Here is a 13,596-nt window from a genome sequence, read left to right as displayed (position 1 = left end):
TTGGCTGCGAGTATCTCAACCGCCGTCACTGCGGCTGGCTCGCATGGGCGCTTCAGCCACAGTGACGATTTGCCTTTATAATCGGGTCCCTTTCGGCGAGGTAATCTCGATGGAGCCTATGCCGTTGATCTCTTTGCTGATCGATGCTGGTTGCCTGGTAAGTTCGACAGCCCCCACACCGCTGATATGCGCAGAGACATGCCCCGTCGGACCCGCCACGACATGCCCCGCCCCAGAGATACTGATATCTGCATCAGCCAACGCCATATCCGACAGATCGGCATGCGCGGCACCAGCGACCCGGAGCGTCAGTGCATCGGCCCGACCGTAGCCGACGACATTTGCCGCCCCGTTGACAGTCAAGCTCAGATGGTCCACCGCAACATTTTTCAAGGTCAGGTCACCTGCAGATTCAACGGTGATCGATTTGAGTTGCGGTGCAGTCACGACGATGCGAAGCCGACTGGAATGCCAGTGACGGAGTGATGCGTCATCCATATCAATCACATTTCCGTCGAGCCTGAGGGCTTCGACGACCCGCCTCGACCCTATAGCTGTGATGCCGGGAGACGGGGCCTGGGTATATATGATCGTCGCCGGCACCTGGAACGCCAGTTCGTCGCCCCCCTTCCACTCAAGTGTGCGCGATATGGCACTCCCCGCCGGCTCCTCGCCATCATCGGAGAGGAAAAAGTTCCCGATATCTGTATGCCACGATACGGGGCCACGGACAGCAGCGATCCCGAAAGAGGCAATCGATAGTGCTGCCCCGCCGACCGCTACCAGTAAAAATCCACGAATCATGTGTAATTCCCTCTACTCAGATGGACGGTCGTGCCGTGATCAGCCGGTAATGTGTCCGGCCATAGCGTGCCAGGAGATTGATCAATCCGATCGTGAAGAGCGCGCAGAAAGCCGCCACGGACGCGCCGCCGCTCAGGAAGCCGAGGCTGAGAAGCGCGGCCTGAAGGTGATCGCCGGCGAAACCCGGAAAATGGGCAATCAACGCGAAAGGCAGTGCCACGCCACCGCCTAGGCACATGCCTACCCCGACAATGAAGAAAGAAAAGAGCGCGGCCACCACGCCGACCAGCAACGGCAGGACGATGAACAAGTCGAGTGCCGCCAGTCCAAGAACACCGACCATGACACCCAGAGCCGCGGCCATGCTGCGTTCGTCTTCCCATCGACGGAGTCCAACTTCCGCACGCAGTTCACGCGCGAGGCGCCCCGGATCGCCCAATGCTGTCGCGACATCGGCTTCGCTTCGTCCCGCGGCGTTGCCGGCTTCGAAATGCGCATCGTAATCGGCCATAATGTCCGCGATACTGGATTTCGGCATTCCCTTGAGACCCGCCGCCAGGCGCCGCAGGAACAATTGCCGGTCGTTCATCGTGTCTTCTCCTGCCCATCCAAAATGGCGGCGACCGAATGCGTAAAATCGTTCCAGGCTGATTTCTGGACGTCGAGGCTTCTTCGGCCGCTGTCCGTCAGCCGGTAATATTTGCGTGGCGGCCCCGAAGAGGATTCGACCAGATAGGTTGAGACCAGCTCGTCCTTCTGCATTCGGCGCATCAGGGGGTAGATCGTGCCCTCCCCCATATCGATTGCATCGGAGAGGCGGCTGGCGATGTCGTAGCCATAGGAATCACTTCGCGAGAGAAGGGCGAGAACACAGAGTTCCAGCACCCCCTTTTTGAACTGGACGAGGTTAGGGTCCACTTTTCATCAATCCTTGGATGGTGCTGCTCCGCCTCGGAACCATTCAATGCATGATAGCCATTAAAGAATGGTTCCTTGCAATATGTATTTTTTCCCCTCATGCGGAATCATGACGCCGAGTGATATCGGTTTTCTGTTATCTTTTTGTTTTTAAAATAAAATATTAATTGCGCTACACATGCAGGCGGAAAAAAGACCCTCGATCAGTGCTACCCGCGTAAATGTGACCCGGATCTTCCTTGTTCGCGGCGGCCAGTTCTGATTAGGTGATGGGCAACACAACAATAAAACGCCGGGTAAATCGGTGCAGCAAATAGAAACAGAACCCTCGCCTTGCCCAGCATTGGAAATGCGGGGTATCTCCAAATCCTTCCCTGGGCTGAAGGCACTCACGAACGTCTCGCTGAAAGCGTGGGGCGGCGAGGTGTTGGCCCTGATGGGAGAAAATGGAGCGGGCAAATCCACTCTGATGAAGATCCTCTCGGGCGCCTATGTGGCCGATCCGGGTGGGGAGATTCTGGTGCAGGGCAAGCCGGTCGCGATTGCCGCGCCGCGCGACGCCCGACAAGCCGGGATCGCCATCATCTATCAGGAATTGGCGCTGTCACCCAACCTGACAGTTGCCGAAAATATTCATTTGGGCTCGGAACCCACGCGTCCGGGTGGACGGTTGGACCGCGCATCCATGAATGCGTCAGCACGGCCTGTACTGGAGCGGCTTGGTGCGCCGTTCGAGCCTGAGACGATCGTCTCGACATTGTCGATCGCCGAGCAGCAACTGGTCGAAATTGCGCGTGCGCTGCATCGCAACGCCGCGATCCTGGTTCTGGACGAGCCGACCACGACGCTCTCGGCACGCGAAACCGACCGATTGTTCGCGCTGATCCGACAGTTGCGCGACGAAGGGATCGCACTGATCTATATCAGCCACCGCATGGCCGAAATTTATGAACTGGCCGATCGCGTATCGGTCCTGCGCGACGGACATTATGTCGGCACGCTGGTTCGGGACGAAATTTCGTCAGATGCGTTGGTGCGCATGATGGTCGGGCGCGACCTGACATCCTTCTATATGAAGCAGCACACCCCCGAAGCGGTGCGCGGCGCGGCCGTTCTGGAGGTGTCGGGCCTAACCGATGGCGGCCGGCGCGTGTTCCCAGCAAGCTTCACGTTGCATCGCGGCGAAGTTCTGGGCCTTTCGGGTCTGGTTGGAGCCGGGCGTACCGAACTTGCACGGTTGATTTATGGCGCCGATCGCGCCGCGGGCGGGCGCATGGCGCTGGATGGCGAAACATTCGCGCCACGCAAGCCGTCGGAATCCATCGCATCGGGTCTGGTCTATCTGACCGAGGATCGCAAGGCACTGGGGCTGTTTCTGGATATGTCGTGCGAAACCAATATCGCACTGGATGTCATCGATCGCGATGCGCGCGTGGGAGGGCGCCTGAATTTGGGACGCCTGCATGAGCGGGCACGCGCGGCCTTTGCCAGCCTGCGCGTCCGGGCAGCCAGTCCGGCCGTCAATGTCGGCAGCCTATCGGGCGGCAACCAGCAAAAAATCCTGCTGTCCCGCTTGCTGGAGACGGGACCCAAGGTACTGATCCTGGATGAACCGACGCGCGGGGTTGATGTCGGAGCGAAATCCGAGATCTACCGCACGATCGACAGCCTGGCCCAGCGGGGCGTGGCGATCCTGGTCATCTCATCGGATCTGCCCGAGATCATCGGCATTTGTGACAGGGTCCTCGTCATGCGCGAGGGCCACATCGTTGGCGAAGTCGGTGGTCCAGACGCACCACGGCCGACCCAGCACGCCATCATGTCTCTTGCCGCGGGCGAACTCGTCGCGGCCTGAAGGGGAACAGTACCCATGACGATGCCCTCTTTACCCCTTGTCCAGCCTGACGTGCCGGCAGATCGTGCAGCCAGGCGCCGCCTGAAATTGGGTGCCGGCCTGCAATCCGCCGGCATGTTGCCGGTCTTGATCCTGCTCGCCGTCGGCTTCCACCTCGCGGGCGGCCATCGGTTCCTGACGGGGCAGAACCTGTCCATCGTGGGGCAGCAAGCCTCGATCAACATCGTGCTGGCAACCGGCATGACTTTCGTGATCCTGACTGGTGGCATCGACCTGTCCGTTGGGTCAATCCTGGCCGCATCGGCAATGATCGCGCTGATGGTCTCGCTGAGTATTTCGGTGGGGTGGCTCGCGATACCCGCCTGCCTCGCCACCGGTTTGGTGATCGGATTAGGCAACGGCATGCTGGTCGCATGGGGAGGATTGCCGCCCTTCATCGTCACACTCGGCTCGTTGACCGCAGTGCGCGGTCTGGCGCGGCTGCTGGGGCAGGACAAGACCATCTTCAACCCGGACCTGTCCTATGCCTGGATCGGCAATGATGGGCTGCGACTGCCCGGCTTTACAGTGCCATGGTTGGCGATCATCGCGCTGCTGGTCGTGGTTGCGGCATGGTACGTTCTGCGCCGCACGGTTCTGGGGGTTCGGATTTATGCCGTAGGCGGGAACCCGGCGGCAGCACGGTTGGCTGGCATCAATGTCGCCGCAGTGCTGCTGTTCGTCTACGGTCTCTCAGGCCTGCTGGCCGGACTGGGGGGAGTGATGTCATCCGCCCGGCTGTTCGCAGCAAACGGGCTGCAGCTCGGCCAATCCTACGAGTTGGATGCGATCGCGGCCGTGATATTGGGCGGGACGTCGTTTGTCGGCGGCATCGGCTCGATCTGGGGTACATTGGTGGGCGCTCTGATCATTGCCGTCCTGTCAAACGGACTGATCCTGATGGGTGTCTCCGATATCTGGCAGTTCATCATCAAGGGCCTGGTCATAATCGGCGCGGTTTCGCTCGATCGGTTCCGGCAAAAAGGGGGCGCGCGCACCTGAGTCGCAAAAGGGTTCTGACGCCGCCCCCGGGGGACGGCGTCATTACAAAAAACAATAAAAACAAGGACTCGATGAGAATGTTTAAAACCGGGTTAATTGCCGCTGCCTTTTTTGCCACGTCGGCCCTCGGGTGCGTAGGTCTTGCCCGCGCCGCTACGTTCGATGCTGTGGGCATTACCGTGGGGTCGCTTGGCAATCCCTATTTCGTGACGTTGGCCAAGGCGGTAGGCGACACGATACGCAAGACCAATCCGAATGCGAGAATCATCTCGGTATCATCGGATTACGATCTGAACAAGCAATTCACCCAGGTAGATAATTTCATTGCATCCGGCGTGAAGCTGATCGTGATCAATGCGGTCGATCCGCAGGCGGTGCTGCCGGCAATCAAGCGCGCGCAAGCTGCGGGCATCGTGGTCATCGCGGCCGATGTTGCGGCGGCCGGTGCTGATGCCACGATCATGACCGACAACACCAAGGCAGGCGAGATTTCCTGCGCCTTTCTGGCTGATAAGATCGGCCACAAGGGTGAGGTCGCAATCGAGAATGGTCCGTCGGTGTCATCGGTGTTCGACCGCGTCGCGGGCTGCAAGAGTTCGTTGAAGAAATGGCCGGGTATTCAGATCGTTAGCGACGATCAGAACGGACAGGGCGCGCGTGACGCAGGCATGCAGGTCATGCTGGGCTATCTGATCCGTTTTCCGAATCTGGCCGGAGTGTTTACCATCAACGACCCGCAAGCTATCGGCTCGGATCTGGCTGCCCGCCAGCAGAATCGCAAGGTAGTCATCACGTCGGTCGACGGAGCGCCCGATATCGTGGCAGCCCTGAAATCGGGTAAGGGTAACATCCTGGCCTCGGCATCCCAAGACCCGTACAAGATCGGTGTGTTGGCGGTAGAGACTGCCGAAGCCATAGCGGGTGGTAAACGCCCGAGTGAAAAGACGATCCTGATCCCGCCGATATTGGTGACTCGGGACAATGTCGGCAGCTATGTCGGCTGGACCGATCACTGAAAGCACACCTTACTCCGTAAGCGAATGAACTATCTGACGTGCGAGAGCCGGGGGCCGTTATGCCCCCGGCTTTGACGTCATGGTCCCTGCCCGCTCCAACCACGCCGTGACATACCGCTGGGCCCGTAAATCCCGGATGGAATTTGCCTCACGCCTTCGTGAAAACAATGCTTGATACCGCCCCGACAGGCCGGGTAAAGGACGCCCAATGTGCGGCGGCATGCGCAAGTCGTGGGCATGACCCGATCCTGCCAGGCAGTCTCGGCTCTGTCCGCCCTCACCCGTTGTATCGTCGTCGTTTTGAAAATAGTGCGCCGCATGTTTTCGGCGCCTGCTTTGGGGGAGTTGCGGAGATGCAGATCATGAGGAGCATTTCCGGCATGACCCGGGTGCGCATTCGATGAGCCTGAATGCTGTCCTGGAGGGCGTGACCGGGCGGATTATCCAGCGATCCACGCCAACGCGGCGCCGGTATCTGGACCTGATTGCACGCCAGCAGGACCGCGGTGTCAACCGTCCGCGCCTGGCCTGCGGCAACCTTGCTCATGCCTTCGCAGCGGCCGGCTACGACAAGCAGACAATTCGTGCCGGCAGCGGCATGAATATCGGCATTGTCAGCGCCTACAATGACATGCTGTCGGCGCATCAGCCTTATAGCCGGTATCCCGACCAGATGCGCCTGTTCGCGCGTGAACTTGGAGCAACCGCACAGGTAGCAGGTTGCGTGCCAGCAATGTGTGACGGCGTGACACAGGGACAGCCAGGCATGGAGCTTTCTCTGTTCAGCCGGGATACGATCGCGCTTTCCACGGCTGTGGCGTTGAGCCACGGCATGTTCGAGGGGGCGGCGCTGCTAGGCATCTGCGATAAGATCGTGCCTGGATTGTTGATGGGGGCGCTGCGCTTCGGCCACCTGCCGATGATCCTGGTGCCGGCGGGGCCTATGGGATCAGGTCTGCCGAACAAGGCCAAGCAGGAGATCCGCCAGCTTTTCTCGGAAGGAAAGGTCGGTCGGGAAGAATTGCTGGAAGCTGAAGCCGCATCATACCACAGTCCTGGAACATGTACGTTCTACGGCACCGCCAACACCAATCAGATGATGATGGAGGTCATGGGGCTGCATGTGCCCGGTGCGGCCTTTGTTCCCCCGAATACCAAGCTGCGCCAAGCGCTGACACGTGAGGCGGTGCATCGGCTGGTGGCAATGGGCGCCGAAGGTGATGATTATCGTCCGCTGGCGCGATGCATCGACGAGAAGGCGATCGTCAATGCCGCGGTCGGACTGCTGGCGACTGGAGGATCGACCAACCTGGCGATCCATCTGCCGGCGATCGCCCGTGCCGCCGGGATCATCATCGATTGGGAGGATCTGGATCGCCTGTCGAGTGCGGTGCCTCTTCTGACCCGCATCTATCCGAACGGCACGGCGGACGTGAACGGTTTCCACGCTGCGGGCGGCATGGGATTCGTCATCGGTACGCTGCTGGATGAAGGATTGCTGCACGATGACATCCTGACCGTCGCGGCGGGTGGTCTGCATGCCTATGCCGGCACGCCCGAGTTGAAGGATGACGTGCTGACCTGGGGCGAGCGGCGGGTGCATTCTGGTGATGAGACCATCCTGCGTCCGGCGACGGCTCCCTTCCGTGCCGACGGCGGCATGCGGCTGATGCAGGGCAATCTGGGACGCGGGATTTTCAAGACCAGCGCAGTTGCCCCGGAACGCTGGACCATCGAAGCGGCTGCGGCTGTGTTCGATGACCAAGAAGACGTACTGCGTGCCTTCCGGGCGGGCGAACTGAATCGTGATGTGATCGTCGTCGTGCGGTTCCAGGGACCGGCTGCAAACGGAATGCCCGAACTGCACAAGCTGACGCCGTCGCTCAGCGTGCTGCAGGACCGCGGATATCGCGTGGCCCTGGTGACCGACGGCCGCATGTCGGGAGCCAGCGGCAAAGTTCCGGCGGTCATTCACCTGACACCCGAGGCCTTGCCGAACGGTCCCTTGGCATACGTGCAAAATGGCGACACGATCCGTCTGAGCGCTGGAGATGGTTCCATAAACGTGCTGGTTGACCAGGCCGAATGGAGTGCCCGTATCCCTGCGACACAGCCGGAGCAGGAAGACGGCACAGGACGGGAGTTGTTCTCATTCATGCGTACGGGTGCAGATGGTGCCGAACAAGGCGCATCGGCCATGCTCGCGGCGATGGAGAACCGGGCATCCTGAAGGACGCCCAGAATAGAGAGACGATATATGTCTGGAATCGATCGCATTATGACGCTGTCGCCGGTGATCCCGGTACTGGTGGTGCATGACCTCGCCCATGCCCGCCCAATCGCGGAAGCGCTGGTCGCCGGGGGATTGCGGGTGCTGGAAGTCACCCTGCGTACGCCGATCGCGTTGGACGTCATTGCGGAAATGGCAAAGGTTGAGGGGGCGGTTGTCGGGGCCGGCACCGTCCTGAATGAGGCAGATCTGGATGCCAGCATCAAGGCCGGCGCAGGATTTATTGTCAGTCCCGGCCTGACCGACGCGTTGGGCAAAGCCGCGATCGCACGCAACATTCCGTTTCTGCCGGGGATCGCCAATGCAGGCGATATCATGCGCGGATTGGAGTTAGGATTTAACCGCTTCAAGTTTTTCCCTGCGGAAGCATCGGGCGGCATCAAAGCGTTGCAAGCCCTGGCGGCGCCCTTTGGTGCTGCGCGATTCTGCCCAACGGGCGGAATTGACCAAATGCGGGCGCCGGAGTGGCTTGCCCTGCCCGCGGTCCGATGCATCGGCGGTTCCTGGCTGGTGCCGCCCGGAACGCCGGACGTGATCGAAATCCGCAACCGGGCCGCTGACGCGGCAGCGTTGCGCAAGCACTGAACCGGCCCCTGATCCGCACGGCGACCACATGGTGTGCCAAGCGGATCATCTGCCGCCAATGGCGGTGGCGCGACCAGGACGTCCAGGGCGCCCTGCCCCAAGGCTTTCGCCAAAGCCGGTGCGGCTGAATGCTGCAGGAAGTTCGGCCAATGCCGCGACCATCGGAAATTCGGCCACGCGCTGGGTTGATATCGGGAAAGCCTATTCCACCCCGAAGCCATCATGCCTGTGGAATGGGAAATTTTGGCTGGGGGACCTGGATTCGAACCAGGGCTGACCGGGTCAGAGCCGGTAGTTCTACCGCTAAACTATCCCCCAGCAAGACAACCAAGGCTTGGCTGCCGTGCGGTGTGGGGCTGATAGCATCGGAGATGCGGTGTGACAAGCGCCTTTATGGCCAAGTTTTCTCCTTGGGGGCATATTTATCTTGCCCTTCCTGCGGCTCCGCACCCAGAATGCATAGAATAGCGGCAAAGGGTCCGTCCGATGGACAACACGATGTCCTGGCGCGATGGCCAGGAGGAGGCAAGGCTCTCTCACGTCTCGGCGTTTAGGCCGAATCACGGCTCTGCAGGCATGTATGGCGCGATTGATCTGGGGACGAATAATTGCCGCCTGATGATCGCGACCCCGACCGCGAACGGCTTCCGGGTCGTCGACAGCTTTAGCCGAATCGTGCGGCTGGGCGAAGGATTGCAAAGCACCGGATGCTTGAGTCCCGCAGCGATGGACCGAACAGTCGAGGCGTTGCATATCTGCGCTGCACGAATGGGACGTCGGCGGCTTCGCCGCTATCGCGCGGTAGCCACCGAAGCGTGTCGCCGGGCTATCAACGGCGCAGACTTCATCCGGCGGGTCCGCCAGGAGACCGGCCTGGACATCACCGTCATCTCGCCGCGCGAGGAAGCTGAACTGGCAATGGAGAGTTGCGCTCCACTGCTGCATGACGACCGGTTGTCGCCATCACGCACACGGGCCGTCCTGTTCGACATCGGCGGAGGGTCGACCGAGATTGCCTGGGTACGGATGGACCGGCGGGCTCGTCGCCAGGAACTGGGTGGATATCTGAGCCTGCCCGCAGGGGTCATCACCCTGGCGGAGCAGTTCGGTGAATCGGCGTTCACCGATAGCGGCTATCGGCAGATGGTCGACCTGGTCACACGGCAATTGCGTACCTTCGAGAACGTGCATTGCATCGGCCGTGAAATCAGCCGTGGCACGGTCAGCCTGATGGGGACCAGTGGGACCGTTACCACGTTGGCCAGCATCGCATTGTCGCTAAGTCGCTATAGCCGCATGGCCGTGGACGGAACCATCCTGCTTTCCGGACCCGCGCTGGATGCGATTCGTACTCTCGCCGCTCTTGGGCCATCCGGCCTGCGCCAGCATCCATGCGTAGGGCCGGACCGCGCAGTCTACGTCATGCCGGGATGTGCGATCTTCGAGGCAATCCATGCGATTTGGCCCGTTCCTGAGATCATCGTAGCGGATCGTGGGCTGCGCGATGGTATGCTGCTGCGCATGATACACGATTCGACGGCGATGCCCGTGCCATCGCTTGCTTCTGCCTTGCGCTTTCCGCCCCTTTCGGCCGCAGACCTGTCCCATCCATGAAACGGCCTCCTTCGGCCGGAAACGGCAAATCAAGGGTCCCTGGAAAGGCGCTGCAAAGCAGCGCGACACCGGGTGGCAAGGATGCCAGCGCCGACTCCGGCACCGTGGCATCGAGTCGGACGCATGCGGTCTCTCTGCGCACAGCGCGGGGCCGGACCACGGCCCAACAGCGCTGGCTGAACCGGCAACTGAACGATCCTTATGTACAGGCTGCGCGCAAGCAGGGATGGCGGTCACGAGCCGCATTCAAGCTGATTGAACTGGATGATCGGTTCCATCTGATTCGCCCTGGCATGCGGATAATCGACCTGGGCGCAGCACCGGGCGGCTGGACCCAGGTCACCGTCAAGCGCGGCGCCTCGAACGTGGTCGGGGTCGATCTGCTGCCGGTGGATCCGGTGAACGGAGCGACGATCATCGAGGGAGATTTCAACGAGCCCGACATGCCCGACCGGTTGATGGCGCTGCTGGGCGGCCCGGCCGATCTGGTCCTATCGGATATGGCACCGAATACGACCGGGCATGCGCCGACCGACCATCTGCGCATCATCGGCCTGGCTGAACTGGCATTGGATTTCGCCATGAAGGTCTTGGCACCCAATGGCGCCTTCGTCGCCAAGGTGTTCCAAGGTGGGTCCGAAAAACAGATGCTGCTGCCGATGAAGCAAGCATTCGCGACCGTCCGCCATGCCAAGCCGCCGGCCAGCCGCAAGGAATCGAGCGAGCTTTATGTTATAGCTACCGGCTTCCGCCCCGAGCGGATCCGATCCACGGTCTGAAGCCCGAGAGCGCCCGCGCTGTCTGGCGGGCGCCCCCGATCCGGATCAGGCAGATTGTTCGTCGTGCGACCACAGCCAGGCCGCCCCGCGCACACCCGAACTGTCGCCATGCACGTTGCGTACGATAGGCGTATTGCAGCGCGGGGTAATAACGTAGCGCGGCATCAGCAACGGGACACGTTCGTAGATCGACTGCACGTTGGAGACGCCGCCGCCCAGCACGATAACGTCCGGATCCAGGAAATTGATTGCCATCGCGCAGGCCCGCGCCAGACGGTCCATATATCGATCAAGCGCACCGATCGCAGTGATGTCGCCTGCTTCGGCCGCAGCTTCGATGCCCGCTGTGCTGCGATGACCCGGCCCCTGCCAATCCTGCGCCAGCGCCGACCCGCTAAGATAGCGTTCCAGGCAGCCTTCATTACCGCAGAAACATTTTGGCAGAGGCATTTCCTCGATTCGCGGCCAGGGTAGAGGTATATGGCCCCACTCGCCGGCGATATGATGAGCACCAGCCAGCAACTTGCCGTCGACGATGATCCCGCCTCCCATCCCGGTGCCGATAATCACGCCCAGCACGACGCTGCGGCCGGCACCAGCGCCATCGACTGCCTCGGACAGAGCGAAGCAGTTGGCATCATTCTCGACGCGAACTTCACGCCCTACGGAAGCGGTCAGGTCGCGACCGAATGGCTGATTGTTCAGCCACGTCGCGTTGGCGTTCTTGATAACGCCGGTATCGGGACTGATCGATCCCGGAATGCCGATCCCGACCGTTCCCTGGCCGCCCAGCTCGGCATCGACGCCGGCGACGAGGTCGCGAATCGCGAGGACCGCGCCATCGTAATGGCCGGGATTTGCGATGCGTCGCCGAATGATCTCATGTCCATCGGCCCGTGCAAGGGCCGCGATTTCGATCTTGGTGCCGCCAAAATCGATCCCGATCCGATAGTCGGTCATGTCCATCCCGTGATCCGTGATATTCTATATGTTGGTTATTTCTTCTATGGTCGGTTGGTCCATGCCGTAAAGACGGTCTTGAACGTTGACCAACGCTGACCACGGCCTATTTACCGGAGCCCCTCCTGCCATGAGCGAGACCGTGCTCGACCTCAAAGGGCTCAATTGCCCTCTTCCCGTCCTTAAGGCCAATCGGGCACTGCGATCCATGCAGCCGGGCGAGCGGTTGCGGGTCATTGCGACGGATCGTGCCAGTGTTGCGGATTTCCAGGCTTTTTGTCGGGAAACCGGTCATGCGTTGATTGCCTTCGGAGAGGATTCGGGCGTTCTGTCGTTCGTTATACGGCGGCGAGCGGACATGCCGGTCGAAGCGAATCAGGCGACGTTTCCGGACGTCTGATGTGCGACATTAAAACCGATTTTCTAATTTTTTATTGCTTTTTAGACGCGTGACCCGAAAGCCACAGCGACCACAAATTCATGCCATACCCCCTATGCCCTTGGCAGATGCGTCTGTCAGGGGGTAATTCCTCCGCCTCATGATGGAAATGTCGTACCCATGACGGATGATCTGTCCAAACTGTCCTTCGAGGACGCTCTGGCCCAATTGGAAGAGATCGTGCGTCAGCTTGAAGGCGGGCAACTCCGGCTTCAGGACGCCATTGCGTCCTATGAGCGTGGCGCCGCCTTGAGGCGGCATTGTGACAGCAAGCTGAGCGAGGCCGAGGCCCGCATTCAGGCGATCATCCAGCGCGCAGACGGCACGCTGGAGACGAGTTCAATGGATTGATGCCCTGATGAGCCAGACAACAGTGAGCGCCCCCGCACCGGATTCCGCGCTGCGCACCAGGTTGCTGAGGGAATCCATGTCCAGTCGGGCCAAGGCCGTCGAAGCGACCATTGACCAACTCCTGCCGCCTGCAGCGGGTGCCGAGGGACGGGTCGTGGAGGCAATGCGGTATGCGACCCTCGGGGGAGGCAAGCGCCTGCGCGGTTACCTGGCCGCGGAAGTCGCCAGCCTGTTCGGTGTCGATCCTGCCCGCTTCAACCGGGTCGCGGCTTCAGTGGAGATGCTGCACGCCTATTCGCTGGTGCATGATGATTTGCCCGCCATGGATGACGATGACCTGCGCCGCGGCCAGCCTTCGACGCATCGGAAGTTCGATGAAGCCACTGCCATCCTGGCTGGCGATGCGCTGCAGACGATGGCATTCGAGATCCTGTCCGATGCCGCAACCCATTCTGATGCCGCCATTCGGATCGGCCTGGTATCCGCCCTGGCGGCGGCATCAGGCGCAGCCGGCATGGTTGGCGGGCAAATGATCGACATGGCGGGTGAAGGTCGCGCCCTTTCCCTGCCTGAAGTCGAGAGGCTGCATGCCCTCAAGACCGGCTGTCTGATTCGCTATGCAGCAGAATCGGGAGCCATCCTGGGTGACGCGGATCTGTCTCTGCGCACCCGTATTGCGGCATATGGGCACGATTTGGGTGCGGCGTTTCAGATTGCCGATGACGTGCTGGATGCCACGGCCAGTGCCGAAGAGCTGGGCAAGACTGCAGGCAAGGATGAAGCCGCTGGCAAATCCACCTATGTCGCCCTGTTAGGTGTCGAAGGGGCCGCGCGCGAGGCCCGCCGGGTTGCCGAGCGGGCGCAGGCGTATCTTGATTGTTTTGGTGCCGAGGCCGACAGGCTGCGAGACCTTATCCAATACGTGGTTGACCGCAGGAGCTGAG

Annotated in this window: 14 protein-coding genes and 1 tRNA gene; 10 read left to right on the top strand and 5 right to left on the bottom strand. The window is 61.0% G+C overall.

Annotated features, from left to right (window positions below):
- Positions 1 to 75: 75 nt before the first annotated feature.
- Genes AAC691_RS02520 through AAC691_RS02510 form a run of 3 tightly spaced genes read right to left on the bottom strand, consistent with a single transcriptional unit; the run spans position 76 to position 1,722 of the window.
- Complete coding sequence (locus AAC691_RS02520; protein ID WP_176639056.1) at positions 76 to 804, bottom strand: GIN domain-containing protein; 729 nt, start codon at positions 802 to 804, stop codon at positions 76 to 78.
- Between the two features lie 16 nt (positions 805 to 820).
- Positions 821 to 1,393 (bottom strand): DUF1700 domain-containing protein, encoded by a 573-nt coding sequence (locus tag AAC691_RS02515; RefSeq protein ID WP_176639055.1) that lies wholly within the window; start codon positions 1,391 to 1,393, stop codon positions 821 to 823.
- Positions 1,390 to 1,722 (bottom strand): PadR family transcriptional regulator, encoded by a 333-nt coding sequence (locus AAC691_RS02510; protein ID WP_176639054.1) that lies wholly within the window; start codon positions 1,720 to 1,722, stop codon positions 1,390 to 1,392. The genes AAC691_RS02515 and AAC691_RS02510 overlap by 4 nt, the downstream gene beginning before the upstream one ends.
- A 349-nt stretch (positions 1,723 to 2,071) precedes the next feature.
- Here AAC691_RS02510 and AAC691_RS02505 point away from each other — a divergent pair, with 349 nt between their 5' ends.
- From AAC691_RS02505 to eda, 5 genes are all read left to right on the top strand, one after another.
- Positions 2,072 to 3,577 carry a sugar ABC transporter ATP-binding protein gene (locus tag AAC691_RS02505; protein WP_342628835.1) on the top strand — a complete coding sequence of 502 codons (1,506 nt, stop codon included), beginning with the start codon at positions 2,072 to 2,074 and terminating at the stop codon, positions 3,575 to 3,577.
- A 15-nt stretch (positions 3,578 to 3,592) separates the two neighbouring features.
- The gene (locus tag AAC691_RS02500; protein WP_246285355.1) at positions 3,593 to 4,618 is read left to right on the top strand and encodes an ABC transporter permease subunit; all 1,026 of its coding nucleotides are present in this window, start codon (positions 3,593 to 3,595) and stop codon (positions 4,616 to 4,618) included.
- A gap of 77 nt (positions 4,619 to 4,695) precedes the next feature.
- Entirely contained in the window at positions 4,696 to 5,634 is a 939-nt protein-coding gene (locus tag AAC691_RS02495; protein ID WP_342628834.1) for a substrate-binding domain-containing protein, read from the top strand.
- Positions 5,635 to 6,034: 400 nt separating this feature from the next.
- Positions 6,035 to 7,864, top strand: coding sequence for a phosphogluconate dehydratase (gene edd, locus AAC691_RS02490; protein WP_342628833.1), 1,830 nt, complete (start codon positions 6,035 to 6,037; stop codon positions 7,862 to 7,864).
- 27 nt (positions 7,865 to 7,891) lie between these two features.
- On the top strand, positions 7,892 to 8,509 hold the full coding sequence (gene eda / locus AAC691_RS02485; protein WP_342628832.1) for a bifunctional 4-hydroxy-2-oxoglutarate aldolase/2-dehydro-3-deoxy-phosphogluconate aldolase: 618 nt from the start codon (positions 7,892 to 7,894) through the stop codon (positions 8,507 to 8,509).
- A 244-nt stretch (positions 8,510 to 8,753) separates the two neighbouring features.
- Here eda and AAC691_RS02480 read toward each other — a convergent pair.
- A tRNA-Gln gene (locus AAC691_RS02480) sits at positions 8,754 to 8,827 on the bottom strand.
- Positions 8,828 to 8,995: 168 nt separating this feature from the next.
- Here AAC691_RS02480 and AAC691_RS02475 point away from each other — a divergent pair.
- Positions 8,996 to 10,123, top strand: a complete 1,128-nt coding sequence (locus tag AAC691_RS02475; protein WP_342628831.1) for a Ppx/GppA phosphatase family protein — start codon at positions 8,996 to 8,998, stop codon at positions 10,121 to 10,123.
- Positions 10,120 to 10,902 carry an RlmE family RNA methyltransferase gene (locus tag AAC691_RS02470; protein WP_342628830.1) on the top strand — a complete coding sequence of 261 codons (783 nt, stop codon included), beginning with the start codon at positions 10,120 to 10,122 and terminating at the stop codon, positions 10,900 to 10,902. The genes AAC691_RS02475 and AAC691_RS02470 overlap by 4 nt, the downstream gene beginning before the upstream one ends.
- A gap of 45 nt (positions 10,903 to 10,947) precedes the next feature.
- Here the strand turns inward: AAC691_RS02470 and AAC691_RS02465 are convergent, their stop codons facing one another.
- Positions 10,948 to 11,862, bottom strand: coding sequence for an ROK family protein (locus AAC691_RS02465; RefSeq protein WP_176639058.1), 915 nt, complete (start codon positions 11,860 to 11,862; stop codon positions 10,948 to 10,950).
- A 130-nt stretch (positions 11,863 to 11,992) separates the two neighbouring features.
- Here AAC691_RS02465 and AAC691_RS02460 point away from each other — a divergent pair, with 130 nt between their 5' ends.
- The 3 genes from AAC691_RS02460 to AAC691_RS02450 all read left to right on the top strand — a co-directional run bounded on the left by AAC691_RS02460 (position 11,993) and on the right by AAC691_RS02450 (position 13,595).
- A complete protein-coding gene (locus AAC691_RS02460; RefSeq protein WP_342628829.1) occupies positions 11,993 to 12,262 on the top strand; it encodes a sulfurtransferase TusA family protein in 270 nt (89 codons plus the stop codon).
- Positions 12,263 to 12,421: 159 nt separating this feature from the next.
- Complete coding sequence (locus tag AAC691_RS02455) at positions 12,422 to 12,652, top strand: exodeoxyribonuclease VII small subunit (RefSeq protein WP_176639046.1); 231 nt, start codon at positions 12,422 to 12,424, stop codon at positions 12,650 to 12,652.
- A 7-nt stretch (positions 12,653 to 12,659) separates the two neighbouring features.
- Positions 12,660 to 13,595, top strand: a complete 936-nt coding sequence (locus AAC691_RS02450; protein WP_342628828.1) for a polyprenyl synthetase family protein — start codon at positions 12,660 to 12,662, stop codon at positions 13,593 to 13,595.
- Position 13,596 lies beyond the last annotated feature (1 nt).

Source organism: Nguyenibacter vanlangensis, from assembly GCF_038719015.1.
Taxonomy (GTDB): domain Bacteria; phylum Pseudomonadota; class Alphaproteobacteria; order Acetobacterales; family Acetobacteraceae; genus Gluconacetobacter; species Gluconacetobacter vanlangensis.
This window is presented reverse-complemented; position numbering and strand designations above follow the sequence as displayed.

Bases quoted from the DNA above. Each gene is read 5' to 3' on its own strand.
- edd (WP_342628833.1), top strand. From the start codon at position 6,035: ATGAGCCTGAATGCTGTCCTGGAGGGCGTGACCGGGCGGATTATCCAG.
- AAC691_RS02455 (WP_176639046.1), top strand. From the start codon at position 12,422: ATGACGGATGATCTGTCCAAACTGTCCTTCGAGGACGCTCTGGCCCAA.
- AAC691_RS02505 (WP_342628835.1), top strand. From the start codon at position 2,072: ATGCGGGGTATCTCCAAATCCTTCCCTGGGCTGAAGGCACTCACGAAC.
- AAC691_RS02515 (WP_176639055.1), bottom strand. From the start codon at position 1,393: ATGAACGACCGGCAATTGTTCCTGCGGCGCCTGGCGGCGGGTCTCAAG.
- AAC691_RS02470 (WP_342628830.1), top strand. From the start codon at position 10,120: ATGAAACGGCCTCCTTCGGCCGGAAACGGCAAATCAAGGGTCCCTGGA.
- AAC691_RS02450 (WP_342628828.1), top strand. From the start codon at position 12,660: ATGAGCCAGACAACAGTGAGCGCCCCCGCACCGGATTCCGCGCTGCGC.
- AAC691_RS02520 (WP_176639056.1), bottom strand. From the start codon at position 804: ATGATTCGTGGATTTTTACTGGTAGCGGTCGGCGGGGCAGCACTATCG.
- AAC691_RS02475 (WP_342628831.1), top strand. From the start codon at position 8,996: ATGGACAACACGATGTCCTGGCGCGATGGCCAGGAGGAGGCAAGGCTC.
- AAC691_RS02500 (WP_246285355.1), top strand. From the start codon at position 3,593: ATGACGATGCCCTCTTTACCCCTTGTCCAGCCTGACGTGCCGGCAGAT.
- eda (WP_342628832.1), top strand. From the start codon at position 7,892: ATGTCTGGAATCGATCGCATTATGACGCTGTCGCCGGTGATCCCGGTA.
- AAC691_RS02460 (WP_342628829.1), top strand. From the start codon at position 11,993: ATGAGCGAGACCGTGCTCGACCTCAAAGGGCTCAATTGCCCTCTTCCC.
- AAC691_RS02495 (WP_342628834.1), top strand. From the start codon at position 4,696: ATGTTTAAAACCGGGTTAATTGCCGCTGCCTTTTTTGCCACGTCGGCC.
- AAC691_RS02465 (WP_176639058.1), bottom strand. From the start codon at position 11,862: ATGACCGACTATCGGATCGGGATCGATTTTGGCGGCACCAAGATCGAA.